Here is a 26,314-nt window from a genome sequence, read left to right as displayed (position 1 = left end):
AAAAGGGCCCACCCCCTCGGGGGTGGGCCCTTCACGCGTTCGTGGTCCGGCGCGGCGGTCGGGTCAGGAGCGCAGGCCGTTGCGGCGCAGCACGGCGTCGCCGATGACGATCGCCAGCAGCAGCACGGCCAGGCCGACCAGCCAGATGTCCTCGACCCTGCCCTCGTGGTTGCCGCACAGCATCGCCAGCAGCGCCAACGCGGAGAGCACCGCGCCGATCCGTCCGGACCTGCGGTGCCCGGGCTTGTGCTGATCTGGCGCGGTTACCGGCTCGCTTCCTGCCACTGTCGGTCCTTCCCTCGCGATCGGATCTCCGGTTAGTCTGGCACGCCCCGCGGCGGGCCCGGCGCAGGGTCCGGCCTGATGGGGGTACGCGGGCGGGGGAGCGCCGGGCGGACCGGGCCGATGACCCCCACCACGGGGGCGCAACGCCTCTGGCGGCGTCGCGGGTCGGCGACCACACTGCCTCCGGTAGCGTTCTGACGTACACCTTGATTGTCGTTTTGAGGGGGACTGCGGTGCGAGTGACCGGTACGGGACATGCCAGCATGCGGATCGACACGGCCGCGGGCAGCATCCTGTGCGACCCGTGGGTCAATCCCGCCTACTTCGCCTCGTGGTTCCCCTTCCCGGACAACTCCCAGCTCGACTGGGCGGCGCTCGGCGACGTCGACTACCTGTACGTCTCGCACCTGCACCGGGACCACTTCGACGCCGCCCACCTCAAGCGGTACGTCTCGAAGGACGCCACCGTGCTCCTCCCCGAGTTCCCCACCTCGGAGATGGAGGACGAGCTGCGGGCGCTCGGCTTCACGAAGTTCCTCAAGGCCCCGAACGAGCAGGTCGTGGAGCTCGACGGCGGCCTGAAGATCATGATCCAGGCGCTGACCAGCCCGACCGACGGCCCGATCGGCGACTCCTCGCTCTGGGTGGAGTACGACGGGGTCCGGCTGCTCAACCAGAACGACGCCCGCCCGACGGACCTGAGCGTCTTCGCCGAGCTGGGCCACGTGCACGCGCACCTGCTCCAGTTCTCCGGCGCGATCTGGTACCCGATGGTCTACGAGCTGCCGCAGGCGGCCAAGACCGCGTTCGGCAAGCAGAAGCGCGACCGGCAGTTCGACCGCACCTGGCGCTACATCGACGACCTCAAGGCCGACCACGTCTTCCCGATCGCCGGCCCGCCGTGCTTCCTCGACGACGCGCTGTGGCAGTTCAACGACATCCACGGCGACGAGGGCAACATCTTCCCCGACCAGTCGGTCTTCCTCGCCGAGTACGCCAAGGTGGGCGGCACCAACGGCATCGTGCTGCTGCCGGGCAGCGTCGCCGAGGTGACCACGGAGGGCGCGAGCACCACCCACCCGGTGCCGGTGGAGGAGTTCTTCGCGAACAAGACCGCGCACCTGGAGGAGATGCGGGAGCGCAAGCGCCCGATCATCGAGGCGGAGAAGGCGTCCTGGCGGCACCCCGAGGTGGACGTGCTCGGCGAGATGAAGCGCCGCATCGAGCCGCTGCTGGACGAGTCGATCTACCTGGCCAAGGGCGTCGGCGGCCCGGTCCGCTTCGACCTGGTCGGCTACGACGGCGAGAGCGTCGAGTCGATCGTGGTGGACTTCCCGGGCAAGGAGGTCCGCCCGTACGCGGACGAGAAGGTGCGCTACCGGTTCCGTACCGAGCGGGCGCTGATCGAGCATCTGCTACACATCGAAGAGGTGGACTGGGTCAACTCCCTCTTCCTCTCCTGCCGCTTCTCGGCGGCCCGGATCGGCCAGTACAACGAGTTCGTCTACGCCTTCTTCAAGTGCCTCTCCGAGGAGCGCCTCCAGTACGCCGAGGGCTGGTACGACGAGCACGAGCGGGCCGTCGACGCGGAGGACATCACCATCGGCGACTGGGTAGTGCAGCGCCGCTGCCCGCACCTGAAGGCCGACCTGAGCCGGTTCGGCATCGTCGACGGCGACCAGCTCACCTGCCAGCTGCACGGCTGGAAGTTCGACATGCCCAGCGGCCGCTGCCTGACCAGCGTCGGCCACAAGATCCGCGCGCACCGCGCCGACGAGCAGACCCCCGCCCCGGCCGGCGAGGCGCTCAGCTAGTGCGGTGTCCACTAACGTTCGCCGGGTTGGCTGCTGCCGGGATTTGTCGTATCCGTGGGGTTGGGTGTGGTTGTGCCTCGTCGTCGGGATCCCAACGGGCCTCGGGTCGTGTATCGCACGGCTCGTGTAGCTCTGCGGTTGACGGCGGGGCAGCGGCGGCGGTGTTTCGCATTGCTGCGCTCGGCCGGTGACGTCTGGGCGTGTGTCCTGGAGGCCAACGCGTGGCGGCGCCGCCGCGGTGATGCACCGCTGGTGGGCTATCAGGAGTTGTGCCGCGAGTTGGCGGTGTCGGGGCCGGGCACGTTCGGCGAGTTGGACAGCACAGGTGCCAGGTCGGTGTTGCGCCGGTTCTCCGATGCGTGGTTCGCGGCGGCGTAAGCCTGCCAGGACGGGGACCTGTCGGTGCGGTTTCCGCGTCGTCGGCGGGCGTTGATGCCGGTGCGCTGGTATCACGGCACCTTCACCCTCCAGGGCCGTCGGGTCCGCCTTCCCACGGCTAGGGGCACGTCGTCGTTGTGGGTCAGGCTGGCGCGGGAGGTGCCGTATCCGGTCGAGCAGGTCCGCTCGGTCACCCTGCTGTGTGAGGGCGGCCGGCTGTTCCTCGACGTGAGCGCCGAGGTTCCGGTGGCGACCTACCCAGCGGGTGAAGGGCCGGATCCGGGCCGGGTGGCGGGGGTGGATGTGGGGATCATTCACCCGTATGCGGTGGCCGGCCCGGACGGTGAGGGGCTGTTGGTGTCGGGGCGGGCTGTCCGCGCGGAGCACCGCATGCACCTGGCCGACAGCAAGGCCCGCCGCCGCGCCGTGGCCCGCCGCGCCCCGAAGCCGGGTCAGCGGGGGTCGCGGCGGTGGCGCCAGCACCGGCGCCGCGCCCGCTTGGTGGAGGGCCGGCACCGGCGTAGGGTCCGTCAGGCCCAGCACGAAGCCGCCGCCACGGTGGTGTCCTGGGCGGTGCGGCGGCGGGTGGGTGTGCTGCATGTCGGTGACCCGCGCGGGGTGTTGGACATCGCGGCGGGGCGGCGGCACAACCTGCGGCTGCGGCAGTGGCAGATCGGCTGGCTCCTGCAGATCCTCACCGAGAAGGCCACCTTGGCCGGCATCACGGTCCGGTTGGTTGACGAGCGGGGAACCTCGTCCACCTGCCCTGTCTGTCACCGCCGGGTGCCGAAACCGCGCGGGCGGAGCCTGTCCTGCCCGCACTGCCAGTTCTCCGGGCACCGCGACCTGGTCGCGGCCGCCAGCATCGCCACCCGCAGTCCGGGTGGCGGACCCACCACCCCCACAGCAGCCGTCGTGCTGCCCGAGGTGGTCACGCACCGTCGAGCCGGCCGGCACCTGCCTGGTGCCGGTCGGTCCCGGCGTGATCCCCGCCGCCCCGCGTTGACGGCGCGAGGATCAGTTGGCCCGCGGAGGCCCGCCCCACCACCAGGTGGGGAGTCGCTCGCCCACACGGCGAGGATCCACAACGGTGCATCGGAAACCCGGTGAACGTTTGTGGACACCGCACTAGCGGTTTCCCCGCGCCCGCCGCCCCCGCCGGGTGACCATCAGGTCGGGAAGGGGGGGCGGCGTGGCCGACGGCGCGGGCAGGAGCGGGTACCGGTTCAGGCGTGACCGGGAGATGGCCCGGGACGCCTCCCGGGTGGAGACGTTCAGCGACGGTGTCTTCGCGGTCGTGCTGACGGTGATGGCCGTCGAACTGCTCCAGTACGGTCCGGCCAGGGCCACCGGGAGGGAGCTTCCCGACGCCCTCGCCCACGCCTGGCCCACCTACCTGGCGTACGTGATCACCTTCGGGATCGCCGGCCAGATCTGGCTCGGCCATCACAACATGTGGCGGTACGTGGTCCGGGTCGACCAGCTGCTGCTGGTGTTCAACCTGCTCGTGCTGCTCTTCGTGGCCGCCATCCCGTTCACCGCCGACCTGCTGTCGGACAACCTGCGCGGCAGTGCGACCGAGCAGCGGCTGACCGCCGGCCTCTACCTCGGCACCGTGCTCGGCGAGTCGCTCTTCTTCAACCTGAGCTGGTGGTGGGCTCGGAAGCGGCGGCTGCTCCACCCCGACCTGGATCCCCAACTGGCCCGGGCGGTCTCGCGGCGATTGCTGCTGCGCCCACTGCTCTACCTGATCGCCTTCGCCTTCGTCTTCGTCGACCCGATCCTCAGCCTCGTCCTCTACCTGCTGCTCGTCGGTCTCTCCCTCATCCGCCGCCCCGGCGATCTGCCCCCCGCCGAGGCCGGCGGTGAGGTCAGCGACCGAGGTCGCTGAGGATGCGGCGGGCGGCGTTGTGGCCGGCGGCGCCGATCACGCTGCCCGCCGGGTGGCAGCCGGCGCTGCCCGCGTAGACGCCGTCGACGCCGGTCGCGTACGGCATGCGGTCGGTGAACGAGACGGTGTTGTCCACGTGGTGGATGTGCCCGCCGGTGATGCCGAAGTGCGCCTCGATGCCGGGCGGGGGCAGCGGTACCGCGTCGGCGATCAGATCGCCGGCGCCGGGGGCGTACCGCTCGCAGATGGCGATCAGCTTCTCGACGTACCCGGGCATGGCCTCGTCCCAGGTGGTGCCGGCCAGCTCGTAGGGGACCGACTGCACGAACAGGGCCGAGGAGTGGTGGCCGGCCTCGTCCGAGAGCGACGGGTCGACGGTGGTGTGCAGGTACCACTCGATGGTCGGCTCCTCGGGCAGCCGGCCGGCCTGCACGTCCGCCCACATCGCGCGCAGCGCGGCCATCGGCGCCTCGCCGCCCCCGCCGACCAGCGAGGCCGAGCCGGGGAGCAGGTGGATGGTGGAGCCGAACGGGCTCGGCGCCCCCGCCGGCAGGCAGGCGAAGCGGGGCAGCCCGGTCAGCGCCAGGTTCAGCTTCAGGGTGGTGCCGGGGCGGCGGACCGCCGTCATCCGCTCGTGCAGCGGCGCCGGGAGCGCGCCGTCGGGCAGCAGGTCCATCAGCCGGTACGGGTCGCAGGCGCCGAGCACCACCGGGGCGGCGACGTGCCGGCCGTCGGCGAGGGTCACCCCGCTGGCCGCGCCGCCGTCCAGGGTCACCCCGGTCACCGGCGTACCCGTGCGGATGGTGGCCCCGGCGGCGCGGGCGGCCTCCGCGAAGGTCCGCGAGACGGTGCCCATGCCACCCCGGGCGATCATCCAGGTGCCGCCCGCGCCGGGCAGCCGGCACATGTTGTGCACCAGGAAATTGTGTCCGGTGCCGGGATCGTCCGGGCCGGCGTTCAGGCCGGAGAGGCCGTCGGTGACCGCGTACATGCTGACCAGCAGCTCGGAGCGGAAGTCGAAGCGGGCCAGGTGGTCGGCGACCGAGCCGCGCACCAGGTCGACGAAGACCTGCCGCAGCGCCGGGCGGACGTACCGCTCGGCGGTCTCCTCCACCGGCAGCGGCTCGGCCAGCCAGGCCGGCGCCAGGTCCTCGCGCAGCTGGGCCAGTTCGGCCTGCAACGCGTCGTCGGCGGCCGCGTCGGCGGGGGAGAAGAACTCGGCGAGCTGCTTGCGGGTCGCCGCGACGTCGCTGCCGAAGAGCAGGTACGGCGAGCCGATGCCGCCCGGCGTGGGCAGGAAGTAGTGCGGGTCGCGGCGCAGCACCGGGATCCGCACGTCGAGCGTGGCGAGCAGCTCCGGCGGCATCAGCCCGAGCAGGTACGACCCGGTGGAGTGGCGCAGCCCCGGGACCTTGGGGAACGGGTTCTCGGTGCGGGTGGCCCCGCCGATCTCCTCCGCCGCCTCCAGCACCAGCACGTCCAGCCCGGCCCGGGCCAGCAGGACGGCCGAGACCAGCCCGTTGTGCCCGGATCCGACGATCACGACGTCGGCGCGGGCCGGCAGCTCACTCGCTTCGCTCATGCCCGGGCAGCCTAGTGCGGCGCGGCCCCCGGCGGGAGGGCTTCAGCGCCCGGAGGGCTTCTGTGGCCGGAGGGTTTCAGCGGCGCTGGGCGCGCCAGCGGCTCAGGGCCAGGGTGGCGGAGTAGCCGGCCAGCACGATCACGTGGAACAGGTAGAGCCAGAGCAGCACCGCGACGCCCGCGCCGATCTCGTCGAAGCCGCCGAAGGGCACCCCCAGGTCGATCGGGAGCGAGGCGAACAGCACGAACCCGTGCAGGAAGCCGGAGAGGTTCGCCGCCGTGAACGAGCCGAGGAGGAGGGTGGACAACCAGTCCGGGGAGGCGGGCCCCACGACCCGGAACACCCACATCAGCACCGGCGTGAGCACGAGCCACACCGCCAGGAACGACAGCACCACGCCGAGCGCGCCGATCCAGCCGCCCTGCCGGACCAGGTAGGTGGTGGTGGGCAGGGCGATCAGGATCGACAGCAGCAGTGCCGGGGCCGGGGCGAGCAGCGGCAGCAGCAGCAGCCGACCACGCCAGCCCACCAGCGACTCGTCGGGGTTCGGCGGTGTGGCGACCGAGACGAACGCCCGACGCAGCCCCTCGCCGTAGAGCGATGCCGGCAGCAGGGCGGCCAGCGCGAGCAGCGGGGTCAGCTCCACCCCGGCCGCGACCAGCGCCTCCACCGCCCGGGGCGCCCCGATCGCGTCCGGCAGCGTGGTCACCGCGTACGAGGTGAGCCGGCGGACCCGCTCCCCGCCCGCGAGCAGCGAGGTCAGCCAGATCGCCAGCAGCGCCACCGGCACCACGGCGATCCCCCCGTAGAAGGTGATCGCGGCGGCGTGCAGCGAGATGTCCCGGCCGCGTACCGGCCGGAAGGCGGCGCTGGTGATCCGCTTCGTGCGCTGCCATGCGTGGCCCATCGCGACCTCCTTCCCCCTCCCGCGCCGGGGCACGCATTACGATCGCGCGTCATGACGGTGCTCACCACGGAACGCCTGGTGCTGCGGGACTGGACCGACGCCCCGGCGGACCTGGACCGGATCTTCGACATCTACTCGCGTACCGAGATCACCCGCTGGCTGGCCGCGTCCGGCCTGCCGCTGACCGACCCGGCCCAGGCCCTGGACCGGCTGGCCATCTGGCGGAAACGGCACGCCGGCCACGCCGGCCGGTACGGCACCTGGGCGATGGAGGTCCGGGACACCGGCCGGGTCGCCGGCACCCTGATCCTCAAGCCGCTGCCGGGGGCGGACGGCGTGACGGAGACCGACGACATCGAGGTGGGCTGGCACCTGCACCCGGACTCCTGGGGACACGGGTACGCCACCGAGGCGGCCCGCGCGGTGCTGGCCCGCGAGTTCGCCGCCGGCACACCTCAGGTGTACGCGGTGATCCCGCCCGGCAACGACCCGTCGATGGCGGTGGCCCGCCGGCTCGGCATGGTCCACCTGGGCCGGCGCACCGACTGGTACGGCGGCGAGTTGCTGGAAACCTTCGTCCGCCGGGCCGACGGCTGACGTCTGCCAGGACAGCGGAGAACGCCGCGTGGGCCGTATCGTCCTCCGCCGTGATGATCAGTTTCGAGACGCAGCCGGACCGGCGGCGGCTCACCGCCGCCCTGCGCCGCGCCTACCGGCACACGCTGCTGCTGTACTGGCTCTGCCCGGTCGTGCTGCTCCTGCCGGCCCTGGTCGCCGTGCTCCTCGGAGATCCGCTGGAGGCGGTGCCCTGGGTCGCCGCCGCGGTGACCGCCGTGGTGCTGTCGCCGCTGGTCCTGCGGGCGCTGGTCCGGGCCAGTTGGAAGATGCACGGCATCCCGATCACCTGGACGATCTCGGACGAGGGCGTCCGCGCCGCGAACGCGCTCTCCGACGGCATCGTGCGCTGGGAGGCGCTGACCGGGGTGGAGCCGATCCCCGACCACCTGCTGTTCCGGCTCAGCCGGTACCAGGTGTTCCCGGTCCCGATCGACGGTCTGAGCGTCGAACAGCAGGCCGAGCTGTACTCCTACCTGCGCGGCCGGGGACTGCTCAGCGCCGATCCGGTCGAGTCGGGGCCGCAGGCCGTCCGGCGGTAGGTCGCCCCCGCCGGATCGTCACGGAGCGTAGTGCCCACCCCCCCCGGACATGCTGGTGAGCGATATACCTGAGAGTCATATTTATGCCTCTCAGGTATATCGCTCACCAGGCATAGGTCGTCCTTCCTGCGACACGCCTGAGGACAGCGCTGGCTGGTGCCGGAGCTGCTGTCCCGGCGGTCGAGCTGGGTGTCAGCAGACTGTCCGCCGAGGGGTGAGCCCGGATGACCCAGGCCGCTTTCGCGCCCGAGCCGACGCCGCAGGGCTGAGGCTCCCAGCGGGCGCACAGTGACGCCGGGGCAGAATGGCCGCGTGACAACTCCCCGCGACCTCGTTCTGCTCGGCTCCACCGGCTCGATCGGCACCCAGGCCATCGACATCGTGCGGCGCAACCCGGACCGGTTCCGGGTGGTGGCGCTCGGGGCCGGCGGCGGCAACGTGGAGCTGCTCGCCGCGCAGGCCCTGGAGCTGGGCGTGGACGCGGTCGGGGTGGCGAAGTCCTCCGCCGCGCAGGACCTCCAGCTCGCCTTCTACGCCGAGGCGAGCCGGCGCGGCTGGGCCACCGGGGACTTCCGGCTGCCGAAGATCGTCGCCGGCCCGGACGCCATGACCGAGCTGGCGCAGTGGCCCTGCGACGTCGTACTCAACGGGGTGGTGGGGTCGTTGGGGCTGGCGCCGACCCTGGCGGCGCTGCGCGCCGGCCGTACCCTCGCCCTGGCCAACAAGGAGTCGCTGGTGGCCGGCGGCCCGCTGGTGAAGGCCGCGGTGACGCGGCCGGGGCAGATCGTGCCGGTGGACTCGGAGCACTCGGCGCTGGCGCAGTGCCTGCGCGGCGGGGCCCGCGGCGAGGTGCGCCGGCTGGTCGTCACCGCCAGCGGCGGGCCGTTCCGCGGCCGGCGCCGCGACGAGCTGACCGAGGTCACTCCCGCGCAGGCCCTGGCCCACCCCACCTGGAACATGGGCCCGGTCGTCACGATCAACTCCGCCACCATGGTCAACAAGGCGCTTGAGGTGATCGAGGCGCACGAGCTGTTCGACGTGCCCTACGCCGACATCACCGTGATGGTCCACCCGCAGTCGGTGATCCACTCGATGGTCGAGTTCGTCGACGGCTCCACCCTCGCCCAGGCCAGCCCGCCGGACATGCGGCTGCCGATCGCCCTCGGCCTCGGCTGGCCCGACCGGGTGGCCGACGCCGCCGCCGCGGTCGACTGGACCACCGCGCACACCTGGGAGTTCGCCCCGCTGGACGACGAGGCGTTCCCGGCGGTCGCTCTGGCCAAGGCCGCCGGCGAGACCGGCCGCTGCCGCCCGGCGATCTACAACGCGGCGAACGAGGAGTGCGTCGCCGCCTTCGTCGCCGGCCGGCTGCCCTTCCTCGGCATCGTCGACACCCTGCGCCGGGTGTTGGAGGAGGCACCCGATTTCGGCGAACCAGGTACCGTCGAGGACGTGCTCGCGGCCGAGTCGTGGGCACGAGCGCACGCGCAGGAGATCATCTCGGGGTCGGGGAAGGAAGCTTGATGCTCTATCTGCTCGGGGTGGTCGCGATCGCCCTGGGGATTCTCATCTCGGTGAGCCTGCACGAGGCGGGTCACATGCTGACCGCCAAGGCGTTCGGGATGAAGGTCACCCGCTACTTCGTCGGCTTCGGCCCGACCCTCTGGTCCTTCCGCCGCGGTGAGACCGAGTACGGCATCAAGGCCATCCCGCTCGGCGGCTTCTGCAAGATCGTCGGGATGACGCCGCAGGACGACGACGTCGAACCGGGCGACGAGCACCGGGCGATGTGGCGCTACCCGGTCTGGAAGCGGACGATCGTGATGTCCGCCGGCTCGGTGACCCACTTCGCCCTCGCGATCGTCGCCATCTGGCTCGTCGCGATGTTCGTGGGGATGCCGAACAAGGACCTGCCCAACCCGCTGCCGGCGCACGTCAAGGTCGTGGACTGCGTCATCCCCACCGACCCCCAGCGCGACTGCGCCCCCGGCGATCCGGCCAGCCCCGCCAGGCAGGCCGGGCTGCGCGACGACGACAAGATCCTCGCGGTGAACGGGACGCCGGTGGCCGACTACACCGAGCTGGTCAAGAAGGTCCGCGACCTGCCCCCGGGCAAGGCCACCATCCGCTACGAGCGCGACGGCGTGCAGAACGACGCCCAGGTGACGCTGGCCGCCGTGCAGCGCAAGCCGCTGGACGACCCGAACGGCGCCCCGAAGACCGTCTCCGCCCTCGGCGTCGCCGGCCCGGTCCCGCCGCCGGGCGTGCCGGCCACCGTCACGTACGGCCCGGTCGAGGCGATCCCGGCCACCGCCGGCTACACCAAGGACCTCGCCGTCGGCACCTACGAGGCGATGAAGCGGATCCCGCAGAAGGTGCCCGCCCTCTGGACCGCCGTCACCGGCGGCGAGCGGGACAAGGACACCCCGATCAGCGTGGTCGGCGCCAGCCGGCTCGGCGGCGAGGCGTTGGCGAACGGCTTCTGGCAGATGCTGCCCTTCCTGTTCATCTCGCTGAACTTCTTCGTCGGCGTGTTCAACCTGCTGCCGCTGCTGCCCCTCGACGGCGGCCACATCGCCATCGCCTGGTTCGAACGGGTCCGCTCCTGGCTGTACGCCCGGATCGGCCGCCGCGACCCGGGCCGGGTGGACTACATGAAGCTCATGCCGCTCACGTACGCGGTGATCCTGGTCGGTGGCGCCTTCACGCTGCTGACCGTCACCGCGGACGTCGTCAATCCGATCACGCTCTTCTCAAGGTGAGTGCCTGAAGTGACCGCTGTCAGTCTCGGTATGCCCGCCGTACCGCCCCCGCCGCTGGCCCCCCGTCGGGCCAGCCGCCAGATCATGGTCGGCTCGGTGCCGGTCGGTGGCGGTGCGCCGGTCTCGGTGCAGTCGATGACCACCACCCTCACCTCCGACGTCAACGCCACCCTCCAGCAGATCGCCGAGCTGACCGCGTCCGGCTGCCAGATCGTCCGGGTCGCCGTGCCCAGCCAGGACGACGTCGAGGCGCTGCCGGCGATCGCGCGCAAGTCGCAGATCCCGGTGATCGCCGACATCCACTTCCAGCCGAAGTACGTCTTCGCCGCGATCGACGCCGGCTGCGCCGCCGTCCGGGTCAACCCGGGCAACATCCGGCAGTTCGACGACAAGGTCAAGGAGATCGCCAAGGCGGCCGGCGCGGCCGGCGTGCCGATCCGGATCGGCGTGAACGCCGGCTCGCTGGACAAGCGGCTGCTCGCCAAGTACGGCAAGGCCACCGCCGAGGCGCTGGTCGAGTCGGCGCTCTGGGAGTGCTCGCTCTTCGAGGAGCACGGGTTCCGGGACATCAAGATCTCGGTCAAGCACAACGACCCGGTGGTCATGATCCGGGCGTACCGGCAGCTCGCCGAGCAGTGCGACTACCCGCTGCACCTGGGCGTCACCGAGGCCGGCCCGGCGTTCCAGGGCACCATCAAGTCGGCGGTCGCCTTCGGCGCGCTGCTGGCCGAGGGGATCGGCGACACCATCCGGGTCTCGCTCTCCGCGCCGCCGGTCGAGGAGATCAAGGTCGGCAACCAGATCCTGGAGTCGCTGGGCCTGCGCGAGCGGGGCCTGGAAATCGTCTCCTGCCCGTCCTGCGGCCGGGCCCAGGTCGACGTCTACAAGCTGGCCGAGGAGGTCACCGCCGGCCTGGAGGGGCTGCCGGTGCCGCTGCGCGTCGCCGTCATGGGCTGCGTGGTGAACGGCCCGGGTGAGGCCCGCGAGGCCGACCTCGGCGTCGCCTCCGGCAACGGCAAGGGCCAGATCTTCGTCAAGGGCCAGGTCATCAAGACCGTGCCCGAGGGGCAGATCGTGGAGACGCTGATCGAGGAGGCGCTCCGCCTCGCCGACGAGATGGGCGCCGAGATCCCCGAGGAACTCCGCGACCTGGTCCCCGGCGCCACCGTCACCGTCCACTGACCGACGGAGTCGGCACGCGGGTGCGGCCGTCCCCGCGGGGACAGCCGCACCCGCCCTTCCCGGGCCGTACCGGCGGGCACGGCGGGGCCCTGGGTCGCGGTCAGGCCGTCGGCGTCGGTCTGGGTACGGCGGCGAATCCGGGCAGCGTGAACCACCGGGGCAGGGCCCGTCGGAGCGCTTCGGGGCCGGACACCGCCACCGCGCCGCCGCGAAGCGCCTCCGGCCAGCTGAGGTCGCCTCGCCAGACCCCCACCATGCCGCGCAGGCTCGCGGTCACCGTCACGGTCACGCCGTGGCCGGGATCCACATCGCAGACGTCGGCCTCCTCGCTGGTGATGACGAGCCACCAGTCACGAAGGGCGGCCGGCACGTCACGGAAGCGGAACTGGATGACGGTCCGCCCGTGCGGGACGGCGCTGTGATCGACGTTGCGGTGCATGTCCCACAGCAGCAGCTTCGGGTCCAGGTCCTCGTCCCCGAGTTCACCGATCCAGCGGACCCCCCACGCGCCGAGTGCTTCGAGCACCGGCCGCAGCTCCTGCCCGGCCTGGGTGGGGACGTACCGTACGTCGTTGCCGTCAGTGTGCCGCTCCACGACGCCGGCCCGGACGAGTTGGTGCAGCCGCCGGGACAGCAGGGTGGGTGACATCCGAGGCAGGCCGCGGCGCAGCTCGTTGAACCGCTGGGATCCGCTCACCAGCTCCCGGACGACGAGCAGCGTCCACCGCTCGTCGAGGAGTTCATGGCCTTCGCGACCGGACAGAACTGCTGGTAGGAGGTCCCCATGGCTGCAGGCTATGCCGCCTGCGCAACCGGGATCAGGACCGGCCGGCCGCCGATACAGATCTCGTACTAGGGCGTGTGTCGAAGTCGGTGGCAGGGCCTGAGCCGACTTGAGGATCTTCGCGTGTCGGAGATCGAGATGTGGCGAGGTCTCCGGTAGATGGTTCAGCGACCAAGCAGAACCTGAAACCGGAGACCTCGTGGACACCCTAGCGGTGACGAGGCGGTTCGACCTGACTGACGTGCAGTGGGCGGTGTTGGAGCCGTTGCTGCCGGCGCCGAAGCGGCCGGGTCGACCGTCGTTGTGGAGTAGACGGCAGTTGATCGACGGGATCCGGTGGCGGATCCGGGTGGGTGCCCCGTGGCGGGACGTGCCACCGCAGTACGGGTCCTGGTCGGCGGTGTATGCCCTGTTCCGACGCTGGCAGCGCAACGGCACCTGGAAGCAGGTGCTCACCGCGTTGCAGGCCCTCGCCGACTCCGCCGGTCGGATCACCTGGGACGTGTCGGTGGACTCGACCAGCACCCGCGCCCACCAGCACGCCGCCGGAGCGCGGAAAAGGGGGATCTGCAGGCCGAACCACCCGGCGGCGTCAGCATCGAGCCGGACGACCACGCCCTGGGGCGGTCCCGCGGCGGGTTGACCACGAAGCTGCACCTGGGCTGCGAGCAAGGCCAGAAACCCCTCGCCATCGTGCTGACCGCCGGGCACCGAGGCGACAGCCCGCAGTTCATCCCGGTCCTGGCCGCCATCTGCGTCCCCCGCCTGATCGCGGGCCGCCCGAGGACCCGCCCGGACCGCGTCCTGGCCGACAAGGCGTACACGTCCAAGGCCAATCGGTCCTACCTGCGTCGACGGGCATCGCCGCGACGATCCCGAGCAAGGCCGACCAAGACGCGAACCGGCGGGCCAAGGGATCCAAAGGCGGCCGACCGCCAACCTTCGACCCGCACATCTACCAGCAGCGTCACGCCGTCGAGTGCGGCATCAACCGGCTCAAACGCCACCGCGCCGTTGCCACCCGCTTCGACAAACTCGCCGTCCGCTACGAAGCCACCATCCACCTCGCCGCCATCAACGAGTGGCTGTGACCGACTTCGACACACGCCCTAGTTCGCCTGTCTTCCGCTGCCTAGCGTCTGAGGGCAAGACGGGTGGAGGACACGTGATGATCGAGCAGACCGATGCGATGGAGATCGACCGGGCCGTGAAGACCCGGCATCGACAGATGTGGGCACTGGGTAACTACCCCGCGCTCGCCGAGGAGATCATCCCGGAACTGGGTGCGATCCTGGTCCGGGCGGCCGGTGTGAAACCGGGGGACCGGGTGCTGGACGTGGCCGCGGGCACCGGCAACGCGGCCATTCCGGCAGCGCTGGCCGGGGCCAGCGTGCTGGCCAGCGACCTCACCCCGGAGTTGTTGGCGGCCGGCCGGGCGCTCGCCGCAGAGCGTGGTGCCGAGCTGGAGTGGCAGCAGGCCGACGCCGAGGACCTCCCGTACGCCGACGGCGAGTTCGACACGGTGCTGTCCTGTGTGGGCGTGATGTTCGCTCCCCGGCACCAGGTCAGCGCCGACGAACTGGTCCGGGTCTGCCGGCCGGGCGGGACGATCGGCTTGCTCAACTGGACGCCCGAAGGCTTCATCGGTCAGCTGTTCGCCACGATGAAGCCGTACGCGCCACCACCGCCGCCCGGCGCGCAGCCCCCGCCGCTCTGGGGCAGCGAGGAGCACGTCCGCGCACTGCTGGGTGACCGGGTTACCGACGTCGTCACGCGCCGCCAGACCGTCATGGTCGACAGGTTCGCCGGCCCCGACGCGTTTCGCGACTACTTCAAGACCCACTACGGACCGACGATCTTTGTGTACCGGGCGATCGCCGGCGACCCCGAGCGGGTGGCCGCCCTCGACCACGACCTCACCCAGTTGGCGCGGCGGCACACGCCGGACGACGGCGTGATGCGGTGGGAGTATCTGCTTCTCACGGCGCACAAGTGCGGTTGACGCCAGCTTCGGCAGGAGCGGCGGCCACCGGCTGGACCGCCGCTCCTGCCCGGGGGGACGAGGCCGCGGGGGAGCGACCGCCGGGCGGCGGTCACTCGGATTCGGCGAGGATGGCGTACAGCTTGCGGCGGGTCTCGTCGAGGACCTGGGCGGCGCGTTCCCGCTGGTCGTCGGTGCCGGTCATCATCACCTGGCGCAGCGCGTGCATCGCCTGCGCGCCGGCGTCGCGGATGTCGTGCCAGCTGTTGACGGTGTTCTCGGCGAAGTCCGCCCAGGGTGGGGTCTGCGCCGCGGCGGCGGCCTCCTCGCGGCCGGCGTCGGTGAGGCCGAACCGCTTCCGTCCACCGGTGGAGGAGTCCGCGCTGGCCTCGATAACCCCCTCGTCCTCCAGCAGCTGGAGGGTCGGGTAGATCGAGCCGGGGCTGGGCCGCCAGGCCCCGCCGGTGCGGGAGTCGATTTCCTGGATCATCTCGTACCCGTGCATCGGCCGCTCGGTGAGCAGCGCCAGCACGGCGCCGCGGACGTTCGGCCGGCGCCCGCGGCCCCGACCCCGGCCGCCCCGGCCCCCACCCCAGCCGCCGCGCCCGTGCGGGCCCGGCGGGACGGGCGGGAAGCCGAACCCGCGTCGACGGGCCTCGTGCATCGCGTGGAAGTGCTGATGGAATCCCATGCCACGATCCCTTCTCAGACTGTCGTTGATGCATCGACGATATATCGGCAACGTGTCGGCGACAAGTGGGTTGGCGGAGGCCCGGTACCAAACCGTACGTACGTCTTGTTAGAGTGTCGGCGTGCGCCTGCTTCCCGAACCGGGTCCGGCCCGGACCCTCGCCCTCTCCACCCTGGTCAACACGGTCGGCCGGGGCACCTGGCTGACCGTCAGCGCGCTCTTCCTCACCCGCTCGGTCGGCCTCTCGGTGCGCGAGGTCGGCGTCGGCCTCACCGTCACCGCGCTGGTCAGCCTGATCGCCAGCACGCCGATGGGGTACCTGGCCGACCGGCACGGCCCGCGCGGAATCCAGCTCGCCGCGCTGGTCGCCTCCGGCGTCTTCACCGCCGCCCTGGTGACCGTCCGGTCGTTCCCGACGTTCCTGGTCGTCGGGGTGCTGATGGCGGTCGCGGACGCCGCCAGCCGGGGTGCCCGGGGCGCGCTGATCGCCGGAGCCGTCCCCGCCGACCAGCGGGTCCGCACCCGGGCCTGGCTGCGCGCCGTCACCAACGTCGGGATCTCGGTCGGCGCCGTGGTCGCCGGCGTCGGGCTCGCCGCCGACACCCGCGGCGCGTACGTCGCGCTGATCCTGCTCGACTGCGTCACCTACCTGCTGGCGGCGGTGGTGCTGCTCCGGCTGGCGCCGGTCCCGCCGGTGCCGGCGCCCACGCACGGGCCACGGCTGATCGCGCTGCGGGACCGCCCCTTCCTGGCGTTCACCGTGCTCGACGGGCTGATGTCGATGCACTTCGGGCTGCTCAACATCGCCCTGCCGCTCTGGATCGCCGACCACACCACGGCGCCGCACTGGCTCATCTCCGCCTGCATGCTGGTCAACACGGTGACCGTGGTGCTCTTCCAGGTGCGCGCCTCCCGGGGCACCGAGGAGCTGCCCGGGGCCGCGCGCGCCGCCCGGCGGGCGGGCGTGGTCATCGCGGTGGCCTGCGCGCTCTTCGCCGCCAGCGCCGGCGTGCCGACCGCGGTCGCCGTGGCGCTGCTGCTGGCCGGGGCGCTCGTGCACGTGGTCGGCGAGCTGTGGCACGCGGCGGCGGGCTGGGGCATCTCCTTCGGCCTGGCCCCGGCCCGGGCGCAGGGCCAGTACCAGGGGGCGTACGGGATGGGCATGCAGCTCGGCGGGATGGTCGCCCCGGTGGTGGTGACCAGTCTCGCGGTCGGCTGGGGCGCGCCCGGCTGGCTGGTGCTCGGCGGGTTGTTCCTGGTGCTCGGCGCGCTGGTGCCGCCGGTGGTGCGGTGGGCGGCGCGGACCCGGCCGGCCGAGCCGGTGGCTGAACCTGTCACCGTCTGACCGGTCGGCCGGCGATTGGCCGCCCACATCTGGCAGGCTGGTAGCCGTGCTGACGATGCCGGTACGCCAACTGGGGGAGTCGGAGCGCCGCGCGGTCGAGCGGCTGCTCGACCTCGACCCGTTCGCGGGCGCGCAGGTCGCCGAGCGGGTCGCCGCCCGTGGCCTGGCCTGGTGGCGGGCCGAGGGGCGGATCCTGGGGTACGGGGCGCGCCGCAACCTGGAGTCGATCTGCTGGCTGGGCGGGAACCTCACCCCGGTGCTCGCCTCGGAGCCGGCCGTCGCCGCCTTCGCCGAGCAGCTCTCCGCCGAGGAGCGCCTCTGCTCCTCGATAGTCGGGCGGGCCGACGCCGTGCTCGGCCTCTGGGACCGGCTCTCCACCCACTGGGGTCCGGCCCGGGACGTCCGCCCCAACCAGCCGCTGCTGGCCACCGACGCGCTGCCCCCGGTCTCCGCCGACCCGCAGGTACGTCGGGTGTGCGCCGCCGAGATCGACCGGCTCTTCCCGGCGGCGGTGGCGATGTACACCGAGGAGGTCGGCGTCTCGCCGCTGGCCGAGGACGGTGGACGGGCCTACCGGCGGCGGGTCACCGACCTGGTGCGGGCCGGTCGGGCGTACGCCCGCTTCGTCGACGGCCGCGTGGTCTTCAAGGCCGAGTTGGCAGTGGTGACCCGGCGTACCGCCCAGGTGCAGGGGGTCTGGGTGGCCCCCGAGTGGCGCGGGCGGGGGATCGCCACCGCGGCGATGGCGGCGGTGGTGCGCGACGCGCTGCTGCGGGTCGCGCCGACCGTGAGCCTCTACGTCAACGACTTCAACCTGCCCGCCCGCCGGGTCTACGAGCGCTGCGGCTTCCAGCCGGTCGGCACCCTCGCCACCGTGCTGTTCTGATCCGTCCCGCCCGCCGGCCATGGCGGGGATCACGCCCGCCCCGGTCCGGGAACCGGACGTACGGCGCTATGCTGGGCATGTTTTTATACTGACCAGTCAGTTCAAGCATGTCGGGATGTCGGATGAGGATCGTCGAGGCGCACGGGCTGGGGCTGCGCACCCGGCGAGGCTGGGTGTACCGGGACGTCGACCTGACCGCCGAGGCGGGTGAGCTGCACGTCGTCACCGGGCCGCCCGGCAGCGGGCGCACCTCGCTGCTGCTCGCCCTGGCCGGCCGCTTCCCGCACAACGAGGGCACCCTGCGCACCCGGGGGCCGGCCGCGCTCGGCCAGGTCGCCGGGGTGCACGAGCCCGACCCCGCGCTCACCGTCGCCGAGCACATCCAGGAGCGGCTGCTGCTGCTCGGGCCCGTCCCGCGCCGCCGGCGCCAACTGGTGCCGGTGGCCGCCGTCCGGGCCCGCCGGGCGTACCGACGGGACGCCTTCGCCGCCGCGATCGCCGGGGCGGGCTTCACCGACGTACCCCTCGATCCGGACGTGCGCGGCCGCGACCTCACCCCGCAGCAGCGGCAGGTCCTCGGCCTGGTCCTGGCCACCCTGAGCGGCCCCAGCCTGATCGTCGCCGACGACGTGGACGCCGGCTCCGACGCCCCCGAACGGGCCTGGCTCTTCGATGCCCTGGCCCGCCTCGCCGACCAGGGCTACGCGGTGGTCGCCAGCGCCCGCGCGGTCGAGCCCGGCGCCCGGGCCGTCGTGCACCGGCTCGGCGACCCGTCGCTGCCGGTCCGGCCCGACCTGAGCCTCCCGGCCAACACCGCCCCGGGCACCGTCGCCGTCCCCGCCCAGGCCGTCCCGACGGACGCCACCGACCCGGACGCGACCGTCGACCCGGACGCGACCGTCGACCCGGACGCGACCGTCGACCCGGAGGGCGCCGGCGGGCCGGCCGGCGACCCCGCCAGCCCCGACATCGTCGACCCCGAGGTGAACCGATGAGCGTCTTCCGCCTCGCCCGCTTCGAGCTGCGCCGGATGACCCGGGGCCGGCTGCCGCGCGCCGCGCTCGCCGTGCTGACCGTGATCCCCCTGCTCTACGGCGCCCTCTACCTCTACGCCTTCTGGGACCCGTACGGGCGCATGGACCGGATCCCGGTGGCGCTGGTCAACGCCGACCGGCCCGCTACCGCCGGCGACGGCAGGGTGGTGCACGCCGGCCAGGACCTCACCGACGAGCTGCTCGACCGCAAGGTCTTCGGCTGGCACGTGACCGACGCCGACGACGCCACGGCCGGCCTGCGCAGCGGCCGCTACCACCTGGTCTTCTCCATCCCGGCGGACTTCTCCGCCACCCTCGTCGCCAGCCCCGAGCCCGACCAGCCGGCCCGCCGCGGCGAGCTGCGGGTGGTCAACGACGACGCCACCAACTACCTCTCCGGCCTGCTCGCCCGCTCCGCGTTCAGCGAGATCCGGGCCGCCGCCGCGGAGAGCACCGCCAGCGGCTACTTCGACAAGATGCTGGTCGGCTTCACCGACCTGAAGGCCGAGACCGGCAAGGCCGCCGACGGCGCCGGCCAGCTCGCCGACGGGCTCGGCACCTCCCAGGACGGCGCCGGGCAGCTCGCCGACGGGCTGGGCCGCTCGGAAGCGGGCGCCGGGCAGCTCGCCGCCGGGCTGGGCCGCAGCGCCCAGGGCGCCGACCAGCTCTCCTCCGGCCTCGACGAACTCCGCACCGGTGCGACCCAGCTCGCCGACGGCAGCGCCCAGGCGGCCACCGCCACCCGGGCCGCCGCCGACAAGGTGGACGCCCTCGCCGACCGGGCCGAGCCGTTCCTGCGCGAGAACGCCGACGAGATCGGCAGGGCCGCCACCGTCATCGCCGAGGGCGCGGACGCGCTGGCCGACGGGCTCGACACGCTGCCCGGGCAGGCCGACGTCGTGCTGACCCAGGCGCGCAAGGTCGCCGACCGCCTCGACGCGCTCGTCGCGGCGCATCCCGAACTCGCCGACGACCCGACCGTCACCGCCGCCCGCGCCGCCGCCGACAAGGCCGTCGCCGAGGCCGAGGAGCTGGCCGCCACCATCGACCGGACCGACCTGGCCGCGCTGCAGAAGAAGATGCGGGAGGTCGCCGCCGCCGCCCGCGAGGTGGCGGCCGCCGCGCCGCACCTCGCCGACGACGTGGCCGGCGCCAAGACCAAGGTGCACCGGCTCGCGGACGCCATCGACCGGATCGCGAAGGGCAACGCCGAGCTGCGGGACGGGCTCGGCACCGCCGCCACCGGCGCCGACCAGCTGCGGGGCGGACTGTTCCGGCTCTCCACCGGGGCCCGGGACCTCGACGGCGGGCTCGCCCGGCTCAGCGGGGGCGGCGACCGGCTCGCCGCCGGCCTGACCAAGCTGGAGGGCGGCGCCGGCCAGCTCGCCGACGGGCTCACCGCGGGGGAGAAGAAGATCCCCGGGTACGACGACGCGGCCGACCGGGCCAGCGTCCTCGGCGACCCGGTCTCGCTGGACCGCACGTCCGAGCACCCCGCCGGCTCGTACGGCGTCGGGTTCGCCCCGTACTTCCTCGGGCTGGCGCTCTGGGTCGGCGCGATGATCACGTACATGCTGCTGCGGCCGGTGAACCGGCGGCACGTGATGTCCGACGCGCCCGCCTGGCGGGTCGCCCTCGCCGGCTGGCTGCCCGCCGTGGCGATCGGACTGGCCCAGGCCGGGGTGCTCTTCACCGTGGTCACCCTGGTGCTCGGCCTCGACCCGGAGTACCCGGCGGCGGCGTTCGGGCTGCTCGCGCTGACCTCGCTGGCCTTCACCGCGATCATGCAGTGGCTCGGCGCGCAGCTCGGCCCGGCCGGGCGGCTCGCCTCGCTGGCCCTGCTGATGCTCCAGCTCACCTCCTCCGGCGGCACCTACCCGGTGCAGACCTCGCCCGACTTCTTCCAGGCCGTCCACCCGTGGCTGCCGATGACGTACGTGGTGCAGGGGCTGCGGCACAGCATCAACGGCGGGTCGTCGGCGACCGTGGTCACCGCCGCGCTGGTCATCGTCGCCTTCGGCGCGGTGGCATTGGTGCTCACCGTCGGCGCGGCGCGCCGGTCCCGGCGACTGACCCCGGCGAAGCTGCACCCCGAACTGACCATGTGAGGATGCTGATGGGCCGGACGGGGGTACGAGAGCCCCTCCCCGGCTCGCACCGGTCCGCCACGGGCCGGTCGGGCGGACGGGGAGGGCGAGTGACGGACGGACGGTCGCGGCGGCGGGAGGACACCCGGCAGCGCCTCTTCGTGGCGGCGGTGGAACTCATCGCCGAGCAGGGCTTCTCCGCCACCACCGTGGACGACATCGCGGCCCGCGCCGGGGTGGCCAAGGGCACCGTCTACTACAACTTCGAGTCCAAGACGGTCCTCTTCGAGGAGCTGCTGCGGCACGGCATCGGCCTGCTCACCGCCGACTTCCGGGCCGCCGTGGCCGGCCTGCCGCCGCGCGAGGCGCTCGCCGCCCTGGTCCGCGCCGAGCTGGAGTACATCCGGCGCTACCGGGCCTTCGCCCAGCTGCTGCTCTCGGAGATGTGGCGGACCAACCGCGAGTGGCAGCAGACCCTGCGCCTGCTGCGCGGGGAGGCGATCGAGGTGATCGCCGACACCGTCCGCGCCGGGGTGGCCAGCGGTGACCTCCCCGCCGACCTGGACGTGCGGACCGCCTCGTCGGCGCTGTTCGGCGTCGGTCTGGTGGTGGCCGTGGACTGGCTGGTCTTCCAGCCGGACCGGCCGATCGAGGACGTGCAGGAGGCGCTGTTCGGCATCGTCCGGCGGGTCGCCCAGACCTGACCTCCGGGGGCCGCCGCGCAGGTCGGGGCGCGGGTGGGGGCGCGGTAAATGCGTTGAATCGTCGCGGCCGGAGGACCAGGCTGGGACGTACCGCCACCACCCGAGTCCGGAGGGACCCTCCCATGCGCCTGCTCCGTGATCTCTGGGCCACCGCGCCACGCCGGATGACGGTCGTGGTCGTCCTGATCGTGCTCGGCGCCGCCGGGCAGGCCGCCGCCTCGGCCCTGGCCGGTCCGGTCCTGGTGCACCGGTCCGCCGCCTTCTTCGCGCTGCTGGTGCTGGCGCTGGTCGCCGCCGTCCTGAGCGATCTCGTCATCGGCCTGCTGATGGCCGGGCTCACCGCCGACTGGTCCGCCGACGTCCGCCGCCGGCTCTGCCGGGTGGCGCTCGGGCAGGACCTGACCACTCTGGAGACCACTCCGGTCGGCGAGCTGCTGGACCGGATCGACAACGACGTCTACCAGGTCGCCTCCGAGCTGCGGAACACCGGCGTACGGCTCGTCCAGGGGCTGGCGGTCTGCCTGCTGGCCACGGTCAGCGCCCTGTTCGTCTGGTGGCCTGCCGGTGTCGGCATGCTCCTGCTCACCGCCCTGCTCGGCGTCGTGCTGCGTCGCCCCACCGCGCGCATCGCCCCGGCCCGGATGGCCGAGGAGGAGGCCTGGTCGGACCTCGCCGCCGTGATGGAGGAGGCGGTGCACGGCCAGGACGACGTGCGGACCAGCCTGGCCCGGCCGTACGTGCTGCGCCTCTACGCCGGGCGCGCCGCCGAGGTGCTGGCCCGGTGCCGGCGGGTGTTCCTGATGTCCGCCCGGGTCACCACGATCGCCGCCGGCGCGATCCGCGCCGGCATCGCCGCCGTGGTGCTCGGCGGGGCGTGGGCGCTGGCCACCGGCCGGATCGACGGCGCCCGGCTGACCGCGATCTGGCTGCTCGCCATCGCCTTCGGGGCCACCGTCGAGCACCTCGCCCGCTGGGTGCCCCACCTGCAGTACGCGCTCGGCGCGTGGGCCCGGGTGCAGCTGCTCTCCGACGCCCGGCAGGAGCCGGCGGGCGGCGCGGCCCCGGCCGAGGGCGACCTCAGCGTCCGCGGGCTCACCTTCCAGTACCCGGACACCGCCGACGGGGAGCGGGGGCCGGCGCTGCGCGACATCCGGCTCACCTTCGCCCGCGGCCGGTCGTACGCCCTGGTCGGGCGGACCGGGTCGGGCAAGTCGACGCTGGCCAAGGTACTCACCCGCGCGGTCGACGTGCCGCGCGGCACGGTCTTCCTCGGCGACGCCGACCTGGTGGACCTGGACGTCGAGCAGTTGCGCCGGTGGGTGGCCGTGGTCCCGCAGCGCACCGAGATCCTGGCCGGGACGCTGGCCGAGAACGTCGCGCTCTTCGACCCCGACCTGCTCGACGACGCCACCCGGGCGCTGGAGGAGCTGGGGCTGGCCGGCTGGATCGCCGAGCTGCCCGACGGCGTCCGGACCCGGCTGGGCGAGGGCGGGCACGTCCTCTCCGCCGGTCAGGAACAGCTGGTGGCGTTCGCCCGGATCCTGGTCCGCGACCCGCACGTGGTGATCCTCGACGAGGCCACCGCCCGGTTGGACCCGGTCACCGAGACCCGGGTGCGCCAGGCCACCGAGCGGCTGCTCACCGACCGGATCGGCATCGTCATCGCGCACCGCCTTTCCTCGGTGCGCCGCTGCGACGAGGTGGTGGTGATGGCCGACGGCGCGGTGCTGGAGGCGGGCCCGCTGCGCGAGTCGGAACGCTTCGCCGAGCTGCTGGCCAGCAGCCACGCCGCCGCGTACGCCCCGGCCGGCGCCGGCCGGGGCGGGGTGGACCTGCTGCCCGGGCCGCGCGACCCGTGGGAGGTGGAGCCGTCGGCGTCGGCACCGGCGCCGGTCGAGCGGCCGGCCACCGTGGCGGTGCCGAAGACCGACCCGCCGCCGCTGCCCGCGCCGCCGCCCGCGCGCACCATGCGGGAGATCCTCCGGCTGGGCACCAACGACCCGAGGTACGGCCTGGTGTCGGTCGCCATGTTCGTGGTGATGACGCTGCTCGGCCTGGACGGCGCGGTGCTGCCCTGGCTCTGGGCGGACGTGGTCGACGGCGGCAGCCCGTGGCTGCCCGCGCTCGGCATCGCCGCCGCGCTGCTGGTCGTCCTGCCGCTGCCGTTCTACACCAACCTGTGGTTCCCGCAGTGGTGGGTACGCCAGATGCTGCGGATCAGCCTGCGCCTGGTGCACGGGCAGACCGGGGCTCGCCGGGTCAGCGGGCACACCCCGGCGGAGGTGGTCGCCCAGAGCGGTGACACCGAGCGGGTGGTGCAGCTCGCCGACAACCTGATGGACCAGTTCATCGCCCTGGCGATCGTGGCCACCATGACGGCGGTGACCGGCAGCTTCGTACCGGCGCTCTTCTTCGCCGGGACGATGGTGGTCTCCGGGCTGGCGGCGACGCTGTTCGGGCCCCGGCTGGAGCGGTCCGCCCGGGGCACGGTGGCGGCGCGGGCGGCCTTCGCCACCGCGCTGGTCTCCGCGCTCTCCGCGGCCCGCACGGTGAAGCTGGCCGGCGCCACCCGGCCGGTGCTGACCCACCTGGCCGCCCTGGACACCGTGCGCAGCGACCGGCAGCGCCGGGAGATCTCCGCGCAGGTATGGGCACGGTCCACGCCGTCGCTGGTCAGCGGCCTGCTGCCGATCGGCGCGTGGGCGCTCTACCTGGCCGGTGGGCTCTCCGCCGGGGCGACCCTGGTGGCGGTCTCCACGCTCGGGGCGGCCCGCTGGTTCGCCTGGACCACCGCGTCACTGGTCTCGCACTACCCGTCGGCGCGGGTCTGGACCCGGCGGACGGCGGCGATGTGCGGGGTCGGGACGTACTCGGCGCCGGTCCCCGGGGTCGACCTGGCCGCCGGCACCGCGCCGGCGCCCGTGCCGCCGGCCCGGCGTCCGCTGCGCCGGCTGGAACTGGCCGGCTTCGGGGCCCTGCACTCGGACGGCACCCTGGCCGTGCGGGACGTCGACCTGACCGTCGACCGGGGCCAGCTGGTGCTGGTCGTCGGGCCGGTCGGCTCCGGCAAGTCCTCGCTGCTGCGCGCGCTGGCCGGGATCGTGCACCACATCGGCACGCTGCGCTGGAACGGCGAACCGGTGACCGAGCCGGAGCTGTTCCTGCGTCCGCAGCAGGTGGGGTACGTCGGGCAGCTGCCCCGGGTGCTCTCCGGCACGGTCGCCGACAACATCGCGCTCGGCCACGAGGTGGACGCGGCCGGGGCGGTGTCGACCGCGCAGCTCGACCACGACCTGGCCGCCGCCGGTGGTGGGCTCGGGCTGCTCATCGGGCACAAGGGGACCCGGCTCTCCGGCGGCCAGTTGCAGCGGCTGGCGCTGGCCCGGGCGCTGGCGCCGCGTACCGAGCTGCTGGTGGCCGACGACGTCTCGTCGGCGCTGGACGTCACCACCGAGCTGGCGCTCTGGGCGGCGCTGCGCGAGCACGGCGTGACCGTGGTCGGCTCGACGTCGAAACGCGCGGCGCTGGTGCGGGCCGACCACGTGGTGGTGCTGCGCGACGGGGCGGTCGCCGCGCAGGGCCCCTGGCGCGACCTGGAGGACGACTGGGGTCACCTGGCCGGCTGACCCCGGCCGGATGCTCCACGGTTTGCGGCGTGTCGCGGTGTCCCTGGACGGGGACACCGCGACACGCCGCAACCGGAGTGGATCAGGGTCGGGCCGGCCGACCGGGCACGGTCAGAAGGCGCGGGCGTACTGGTCGGGCCAGCCGGGGTGGGCGCCGAGCTTGGCGGCGGCGCGGCGGGGCCAGTACGGGTCCCGGAGCAGTTCCCGGCCGAGCAGCACCAGGTCAGCCTCGCCGCCGGCGACGATCTGCTCGGCCTGCTCCGGCTCGACGATCAGGCCGACCGCGCCGGTGAGCACCCCGGCGTCGCGGCGGATCCGCGCGGCGAGGGGCACCTGGTAGCCGGGCCCGACCGGGATGCTCGCCCGGGCCGCCGCGCCGCCGGAGGAGGCGTCGACCAGGTCGACCCCGGCGGCGGCGAGTTCACCGGCGAGCACGACGCTGTCCTCGACGGTCCAGCCGCCCTCGACCCAGTCGGTGGCCGAGATCCGGGTGAGCACCGGCACCCGCTCGCCGACGGCGGCGCGCACCGCGCGAGCCACCTCCAGGGTGAGCCGCATCCGGGCCGTCCGGTCGCCGCCGTAGCCGTCGGTGCGGTGGTTGGTCAGCGGGGACAGGAACTCGTGCAGCAGGTAGCCGTGCGCGGCGTGGATCTCCACCGCGCCGAAGCCGGCCTCCACCGCCCGGCCGGCGGCGGTGGCGAAGGCGGACACCACGCGGGCGATCCCGGCCTCGTCGAGCGCGGTCGGCTCGCGATAGTCGGGCAGGAACGGCTCGGCGCCGGGGCCGACCGGGGTCCAGCCGCCCTCGGCGTCCGGCACGCCGCCGCGCCGCTCGGCCCACGGCCGGTACGTCGACGCCTTGAACCCGGCGTGCGCGAGCTGCACCGCCGGCACCGCGCCCTGGGCGGCGACGAACCCGGTGACCGGGCGCCAGGCGTCGACGTGCGCGTCGGACCAGAGCCCGGTGTCCTGCGGGCTGATCCGACCCTCGGGCACGACGGCGGTGGCCTCGGTGAGGATCAGGCCGGCGCCGCCCACGGCCCGGGAGCCGAGGTGGATCCGGTGCCAGTCGGTGGGCAGGCCGTCCGGGCCGGCGCTGTACTGGCACATCGGGGCGAGGGCGACCCGGTTGGGCAGGGTGACCGCGCGCAGGGTCAGCGGGGTGAACAGGGCACTCATGTCGGTGATCCTCCGGGAGAGGCGATGGGCAGGACCCGC

General features: G+C 73.4%; 23 protein-coding genes. 17 read left to right on the top strand and 6 right to left on the bottom strand.

Translation table 11 applies throughout. The annotated features are described in order from the left end of the window. Positions 1 to 63 precede the first annotated feature (63 nt). A complete protein-coding gene (locus ACTMTB_RS10335; RefSeq protein ID WP_154943497.1) occupies positions 64 to 285 on the bottom strand; it encodes a DUF2631 domain-containing protein in 222 nt (73 codons plus the stop codon). A gap of 233 nt (positions 286 to 518) precedes the next feature. Between ACTMTB_RS10335 and ACTMTB_RS10330 the strand changes: the two genes are divergently transcribed. The 3 genes from ACTMTB_RS10330 (at position 519) to ACTMTB_RS10320 (ending at position 4,368) form a co-directional block, all read left to right on the top strand. Beyond that, on the top strand, positions 519 to 2,099 hold the full coding sequence (locus ACTMTB_RS10330; protein ID WP_441144475.1) for a Rieske 2Fe-2S domain-containing protein: 1,581 nt from the start codon (positions 519 to 521) through the stop codon (positions 2,097 to 2,099). Between the two features lie 432 nt (positions 2,100 to 2,531). Next, on the top strand, positions 2,532 to 3,587 hold the full coding sequence (locus ACTMTB_RS10325) for an RNA-guided endonuclease InsQ/TnpB family protein (protein WP_441145000.1): 1,056 nt from the start codon (positions 2,532 to 2,534) through the stop codon (positions 3,585 to 3,587). 133 nt (positions 3,588 to 3,720) lie between these two features. Then, complete coding sequence (locus ACTMTB_RS10320) at positions 3,721 to 4,368, top strand: TMEM175 family protein (RefSeq protein ID WP_441144998.1); 648 nt, start codon at positions 3,721 to 3,723, stop codon at positions 4,366 to 4,368. Here the strand turns inward: ACTMTB_RS10320 and ACTMTB_RS10315 are convergent. Beyond that, entirely contained in the window at positions 4,349 to 5,950 is a 1,602-nt protein-coding gene (locus tag ACTMTB_RS10315; protein WP_441144473.1) for a phytoene desaturase family protein, read from the bottom strand. The genes ACTMTB_RS10320 and ACTMTB_RS10315 overlap by 20 nt on opposite strands. A 76-nt stretch (positions 5,951 to 6,026) precedes the next feature. Further along, positions 6,027 to 6,857, bottom strand: a complete 831-nt coding sequence (locus ACTMTB_RS10310) for a YhjD/YihY/BrkB family envelope integrity protein (protein WP_441144471.1) — start codon at positions 6,855 to 6,857, stop codon at positions 6,027 to 6,029. Positions 6,858 to 6,908: 51 nt separating this feature from the next. Between ACTMTB_RS10310 and ACTMTB_RS10305 the strand changes: the two genes are divergently transcribed. The 5 genes from ACTMTB_RS10305 (at position 6,909) to ispG (ending at position 11,958) form a co-directional block, all read left to right on the top strand. Then, complete coding sequence (locus tag ACTMTB_RS10305; protein ID WP_441144469.1) at positions 6,909 to 7,454, top strand: GNAT family N-acetyltransferase; 546 nt, start codon at positions 6,909 to 6,911, stop codon at positions 7,452 to 7,454. Positions 7,455 to 7,507: 53 nt separating this feature from the next. Then, positions 7,508 to 8,014 carry a YcxB family protein gene (locus ACTMTB_RS10300; RefSeq protein ID WP_441144996.1) on the top strand — a complete coding sequence of 169 codons (507 nt, stop codon included), beginning with the start codon at positions 7,508 to 7,510 and terminating at the stop codon, positions 8,012 to 8,014. A 312-nt stretch (positions 8,015 to 8,326) separates the two neighbouring features. Next, positions 8,327 to 9,538, top strand: coding sequence for a 1-deoxy-D-xylulose-5-phosphate reductoisomerase (gene dxr / locus ACTMTB_RS10295; protein WP_154943506.1), 1,212 nt, complete (start codon positions 8,327 to 8,329; stop codon positions 9,536 to 9,538). Next, entirely contained in the window at positions 9,538 to 10,776 is a 1,239-nt protein-coding gene (locus tag ACTMTB_RS10290; protein ID WP_441144467.1) for a M50 family metallopeptidase, read from the top strand. The genes dxr and ACTMTB_RS10290 overlap by 1 nt, the downstream gene beginning before the upstream one ends. Before the next feature lie 9 nt (positions 10,777 to 10,785). After that, complete coding sequence (ispG, locus tag ACTMTB_RS10285; RefSeq protein WP_088963467.1) at positions 10,786 to 11,958, top strand: flavodoxin-dependent (E)-4-hydroxy-3-methylbut-2-enyl-diphosphate synthase; 1,173 nt, start codon at positions 10,786 to 10,788, stop codon at positions 11,956 to 11,958. A 100-nt stretch (positions 11,959 to 12,058) separates the two neighbouring features. Here ispG and ACTMTB_RS10280 read toward each other — a convergent pair whose 3' ends face one another. Continuing rightward, positions 12,059 to 12,655: a winged helix-turn-helix transcriptional regulator gene (locus ACTMTB_RS10280; RefSeq protein ID WP_441144464.1), complete on the bottom strand. Its 597-nt coding sequence runs from the start codon at positions 12,653 to 12,655 to the stop codon at positions 12,059 to 12,061. Between the two features lie 286 nt (positions 12,656 to 12,941). Here ACTMTB_RS10280 and ACTMTB_RS10275 point away from each other — a divergent pair, with 286 nt between their 5' ends. From ACTMTB_RS10275 to ACTMTB_RS10265, 3 genes are read left to right on the top strand one after another with little or no spacing between them, the layout of a single operon-like run. After that, a complete protein-coding gene (locus tag ACTMTB_RS10275) occupies positions 12,942 to 13,385 on the top strand; it encodes an IS5 family transposase (protein WP_441144462.1) in 444 nt (147 codons plus the stop codon). After that, positions 13,382 to 13,855 (top strand): transposase, encoded by a 474-nt coding sequence (locus tag ACTMTB_RS10270; RefSeq protein ID WP_441144460.1) that lies wholly within the window; start codon positions 13,382 to 13,384, stop codon positions 13,853 to 13,855. The genes ACTMTB_RS10275 and ACTMTB_RS10270 overlap by 4 nt, the downstream gene beginning before the upstream one ends. Before the next feature lie 55 nt (positions 13,856 to 13,910). Further along, complete coding sequence (locus tag ACTMTB_RS10265; protein ID WP_441144459.1) at positions 13,911 to 14,744, top strand: class I SAM-dependent methyltransferase; 834 nt, start codon at positions 13,911 to 13,913, stop codon at positions 14,742 to 14,744. Between the two features lie 91 nt (positions 14,745 to 14,835). Here ACTMTB_RS10265 and ACTMTB_RS10260 read toward each other — a convergent pair whose 3' ends face one another. Then, entirely contained in the window at positions 14,836 to 15,414 is a 579-nt protein-coding gene (locus ACTMTB_RS10260; RefSeq protein ID WP_441144457.1) for a PadR family transcriptional regulator, read from the bottom strand. Between the two features lie 121 nt (positions 15,415 to 15,535). Between ACTMTB_RS10260 and ACTMTB_RS10255 the strand changes: the two genes are divergently transcribed. The 6 genes from ACTMTB_RS10255 (at position 15,536) to ACTMTB_RS10230 (ending at position 25,096) form a co-directional block, all read left to right on the top strand. Then, entirely contained in the window at positions 15,536 to 16,759 is a 1,224-nt protein-coding gene (locus tag ACTMTB_RS10255; protein WP_441144455.1) for an MFS transporter, read from the top strand. 46 nt (positions 16,760 to 16,805) lie between these two features. After that, positions 16,806 to 17,645 carry a GNAT family N-acetyltransferase gene (locus ACTMTB_RS10250; RefSeq protein ID WP_441144453.1) on the top strand — a complete coding sequence of 280 codons (840 nt, stop codon included), beginning with the start codon at positions 16,806 to 16,808 and terminating at the stop codon, positions 17,643 to 17,645. A gap of 122 nt (positions 17,646 to 17,767) precedes the next feature. Then, positions 17,768 to 18,640 carry an ATP-binding cassette domain-containing protein gene (locus ACTMTB_RS10245; protein WP_441144451.1) on the top strand — a complete coding sequence of 291 codons (873 nt, stop codon included), beginning with the start codon at positions 17,768 to 17,770 and terminating at the stop codon, positions 18,638 to 18,640. Beyond that, positions 18,637 to 20,787 carry a YhgE/Pip family protein gene (locus ACTMTB_RS10240; RefSeq protein ID WP_441144449.1) on the top strand — a complete coding sequence of 717 codons (2,151 nt, stop codon included), beginning with the start codon at positions 18,637 to 18,639 and terminating at the stop codon, positions 20,785 to 20,787. Before ACTMTB_RS10245 ends, ACTMTB_RS10240 begins: the two co-directional genes overlap by 4 nt. Before the next feature lie 89 nt (positions 20,788 to 20,876). After that, positions 20,877 to 21,470: a TetR/AcrR family transcriptional regulator gene (locus tag ACTMTB_RS10235; RefSeq protein ID WP_441144447.1), complete on the top strand. Its 594-nt coding sequence runs from the start codon at positions 20,877 to 20,879 to the stop codon at positions 21,468 to 21,470. A gap of 122 nt (positions 21,471 to 21,592) precedes the next feature. Further along, a complete protein-coding gene (locus tag ACTMTB_RS10230; RefSeq protein WP_441144445.1) occupies positions 21,593 to 25,096 on the top strand; it encodes an ATP-binding cassette domain-containing protein in 3,504 nt (1,167 codons plus the stop codon). 111 nt (positions 25,097 to 25,207) lie between these two features. Here ACTMTB_RS10230 and ACTMTB_RS10225 read toward each other — a convergent pair whose 3' ends face one another. After that, the gene (locus tag ACTMTB_RS10225) at positions 25,208 to 26,275 is read right to left on the bottom strand and encodes an NADH:flavin oxidoreductase/NADH oxidase (RefSeq protein WP_441144443.1); all 1,068 of its coding nucleotides are present in this window, start codon (positions 26,273 to 26,275) and stop codon (positions 25,208 to 25,210) included. Positions 26,276 to 26,314 lie beyond the last annotated feature (39 nt).

This window comes from Micromonospora sp. L32 (assembly GCF_052068055.1).
Lineage (GTDB): Bacteria > Actinomycetota > Actinomycetes > Mycobacteriales > Micromonosporaceae > Micromonospora > Micromonospora purpureochromogenes.
Note: the sequence above shows the minus strand (reverse complement) of the source record. Positions and strands in the feature narration are given on the sequence as shown.

Bases quoted from the DNA above. Each gene is read 5' to 3' on its own strand.
- ACTMTB_RS10230 (WP_441144445.1), top strand. From the start codon at position 21,593: ATGCGCCTGCTCCGTGATCTCTGGGCCACCGCGCCACGCCGGATGACG.
- ACTMTB_RS10265 (WP_441144459.1), top strand. From the start codon at position 13,911: ATGATCGAGCAGACCGATGCGATGGAGATCGACCGGGCCGTGAAGACC.
- ACTMTB_RS10300 (WP_441144996.1), top strand. From the start codon at position 7,508: ATGATCAGTTTCGAGACGCAGCCGGACCGGCGGCGGCTCACCGCCGCC.
- ACTMTB_RS10260 (WP_441144457.1), bottom strand. From the start codon at position 15,414: ATGGGATTCCATCAGCACTTCCACGCGATGCACGAGGCCCGTCGACGC.
- ACTMTB_RS10320 (WP_441144998.1), top strand. From the start codon at position 3,721: ATGGCCCGGGACGCCTCCCGGGTGGAGACGTTCAGCGACGGTGTCTTC.
- ACTMTB_RS10315 (WP_441144473.1), bottom strand. From the start codon at position 5,950: ATGAGCGAAGCGAGTGAGCTGCCGGCCCGCGCCGACGTCGTGATCGTC.
- ACTMTB_RS10245 (WP_441144451.1), top strand. From the start codon at position 17,768: ATGAGGATCGTCGAGGCGCACGGGCTGGGGCTGCGCACCCGGCGAGGC.
- ACTMTB_RS10305 (WP_441144469.1), top strand. From the start codon at position 6,909: ATGACGGTGCTCACCACGGAACGCCTGGTGCTGCGGGACTGGACCGAC.
- ACTMTB_RS10325 (WP_441145000.1), top strand. From the start codon at position 2,532: ATGCCGGTGCGCTGGTATCACGGCACCTTCACCCTCCAGGGCCGTCGG.
- ACTMTB_RS10225 (WP_441144443.1), bottom strand. From the start codon at position 26,275: ATGAGTGCCCTGTTCACCCCGCTGACCCTGCGCGCGGTCACCCTGCCC.
- ACTMTB_RS10240 (WP_441144449.1), top strand. From the start codon at position 18,637: ATGAGCGTCTTCCGCCTCGCCCGCTTCGAGCTGCGCCGGATGACCCGG.
- ACTMTB_RS10310 (WP_441144471.1), bottom strand. From the start codon at position 6,857: ATGGGCCACGCATGGCAGCGCACGAAGCGGATCACCAGCGCCGCCTTC.
- ACTMTB_RS10290 (WP_441144467.1), top strand. From the start codon at position 9,538: ATGCTCTATCTGCTCGGGGTGGTCGCGATCGCCCTGGGGATTCTCATC.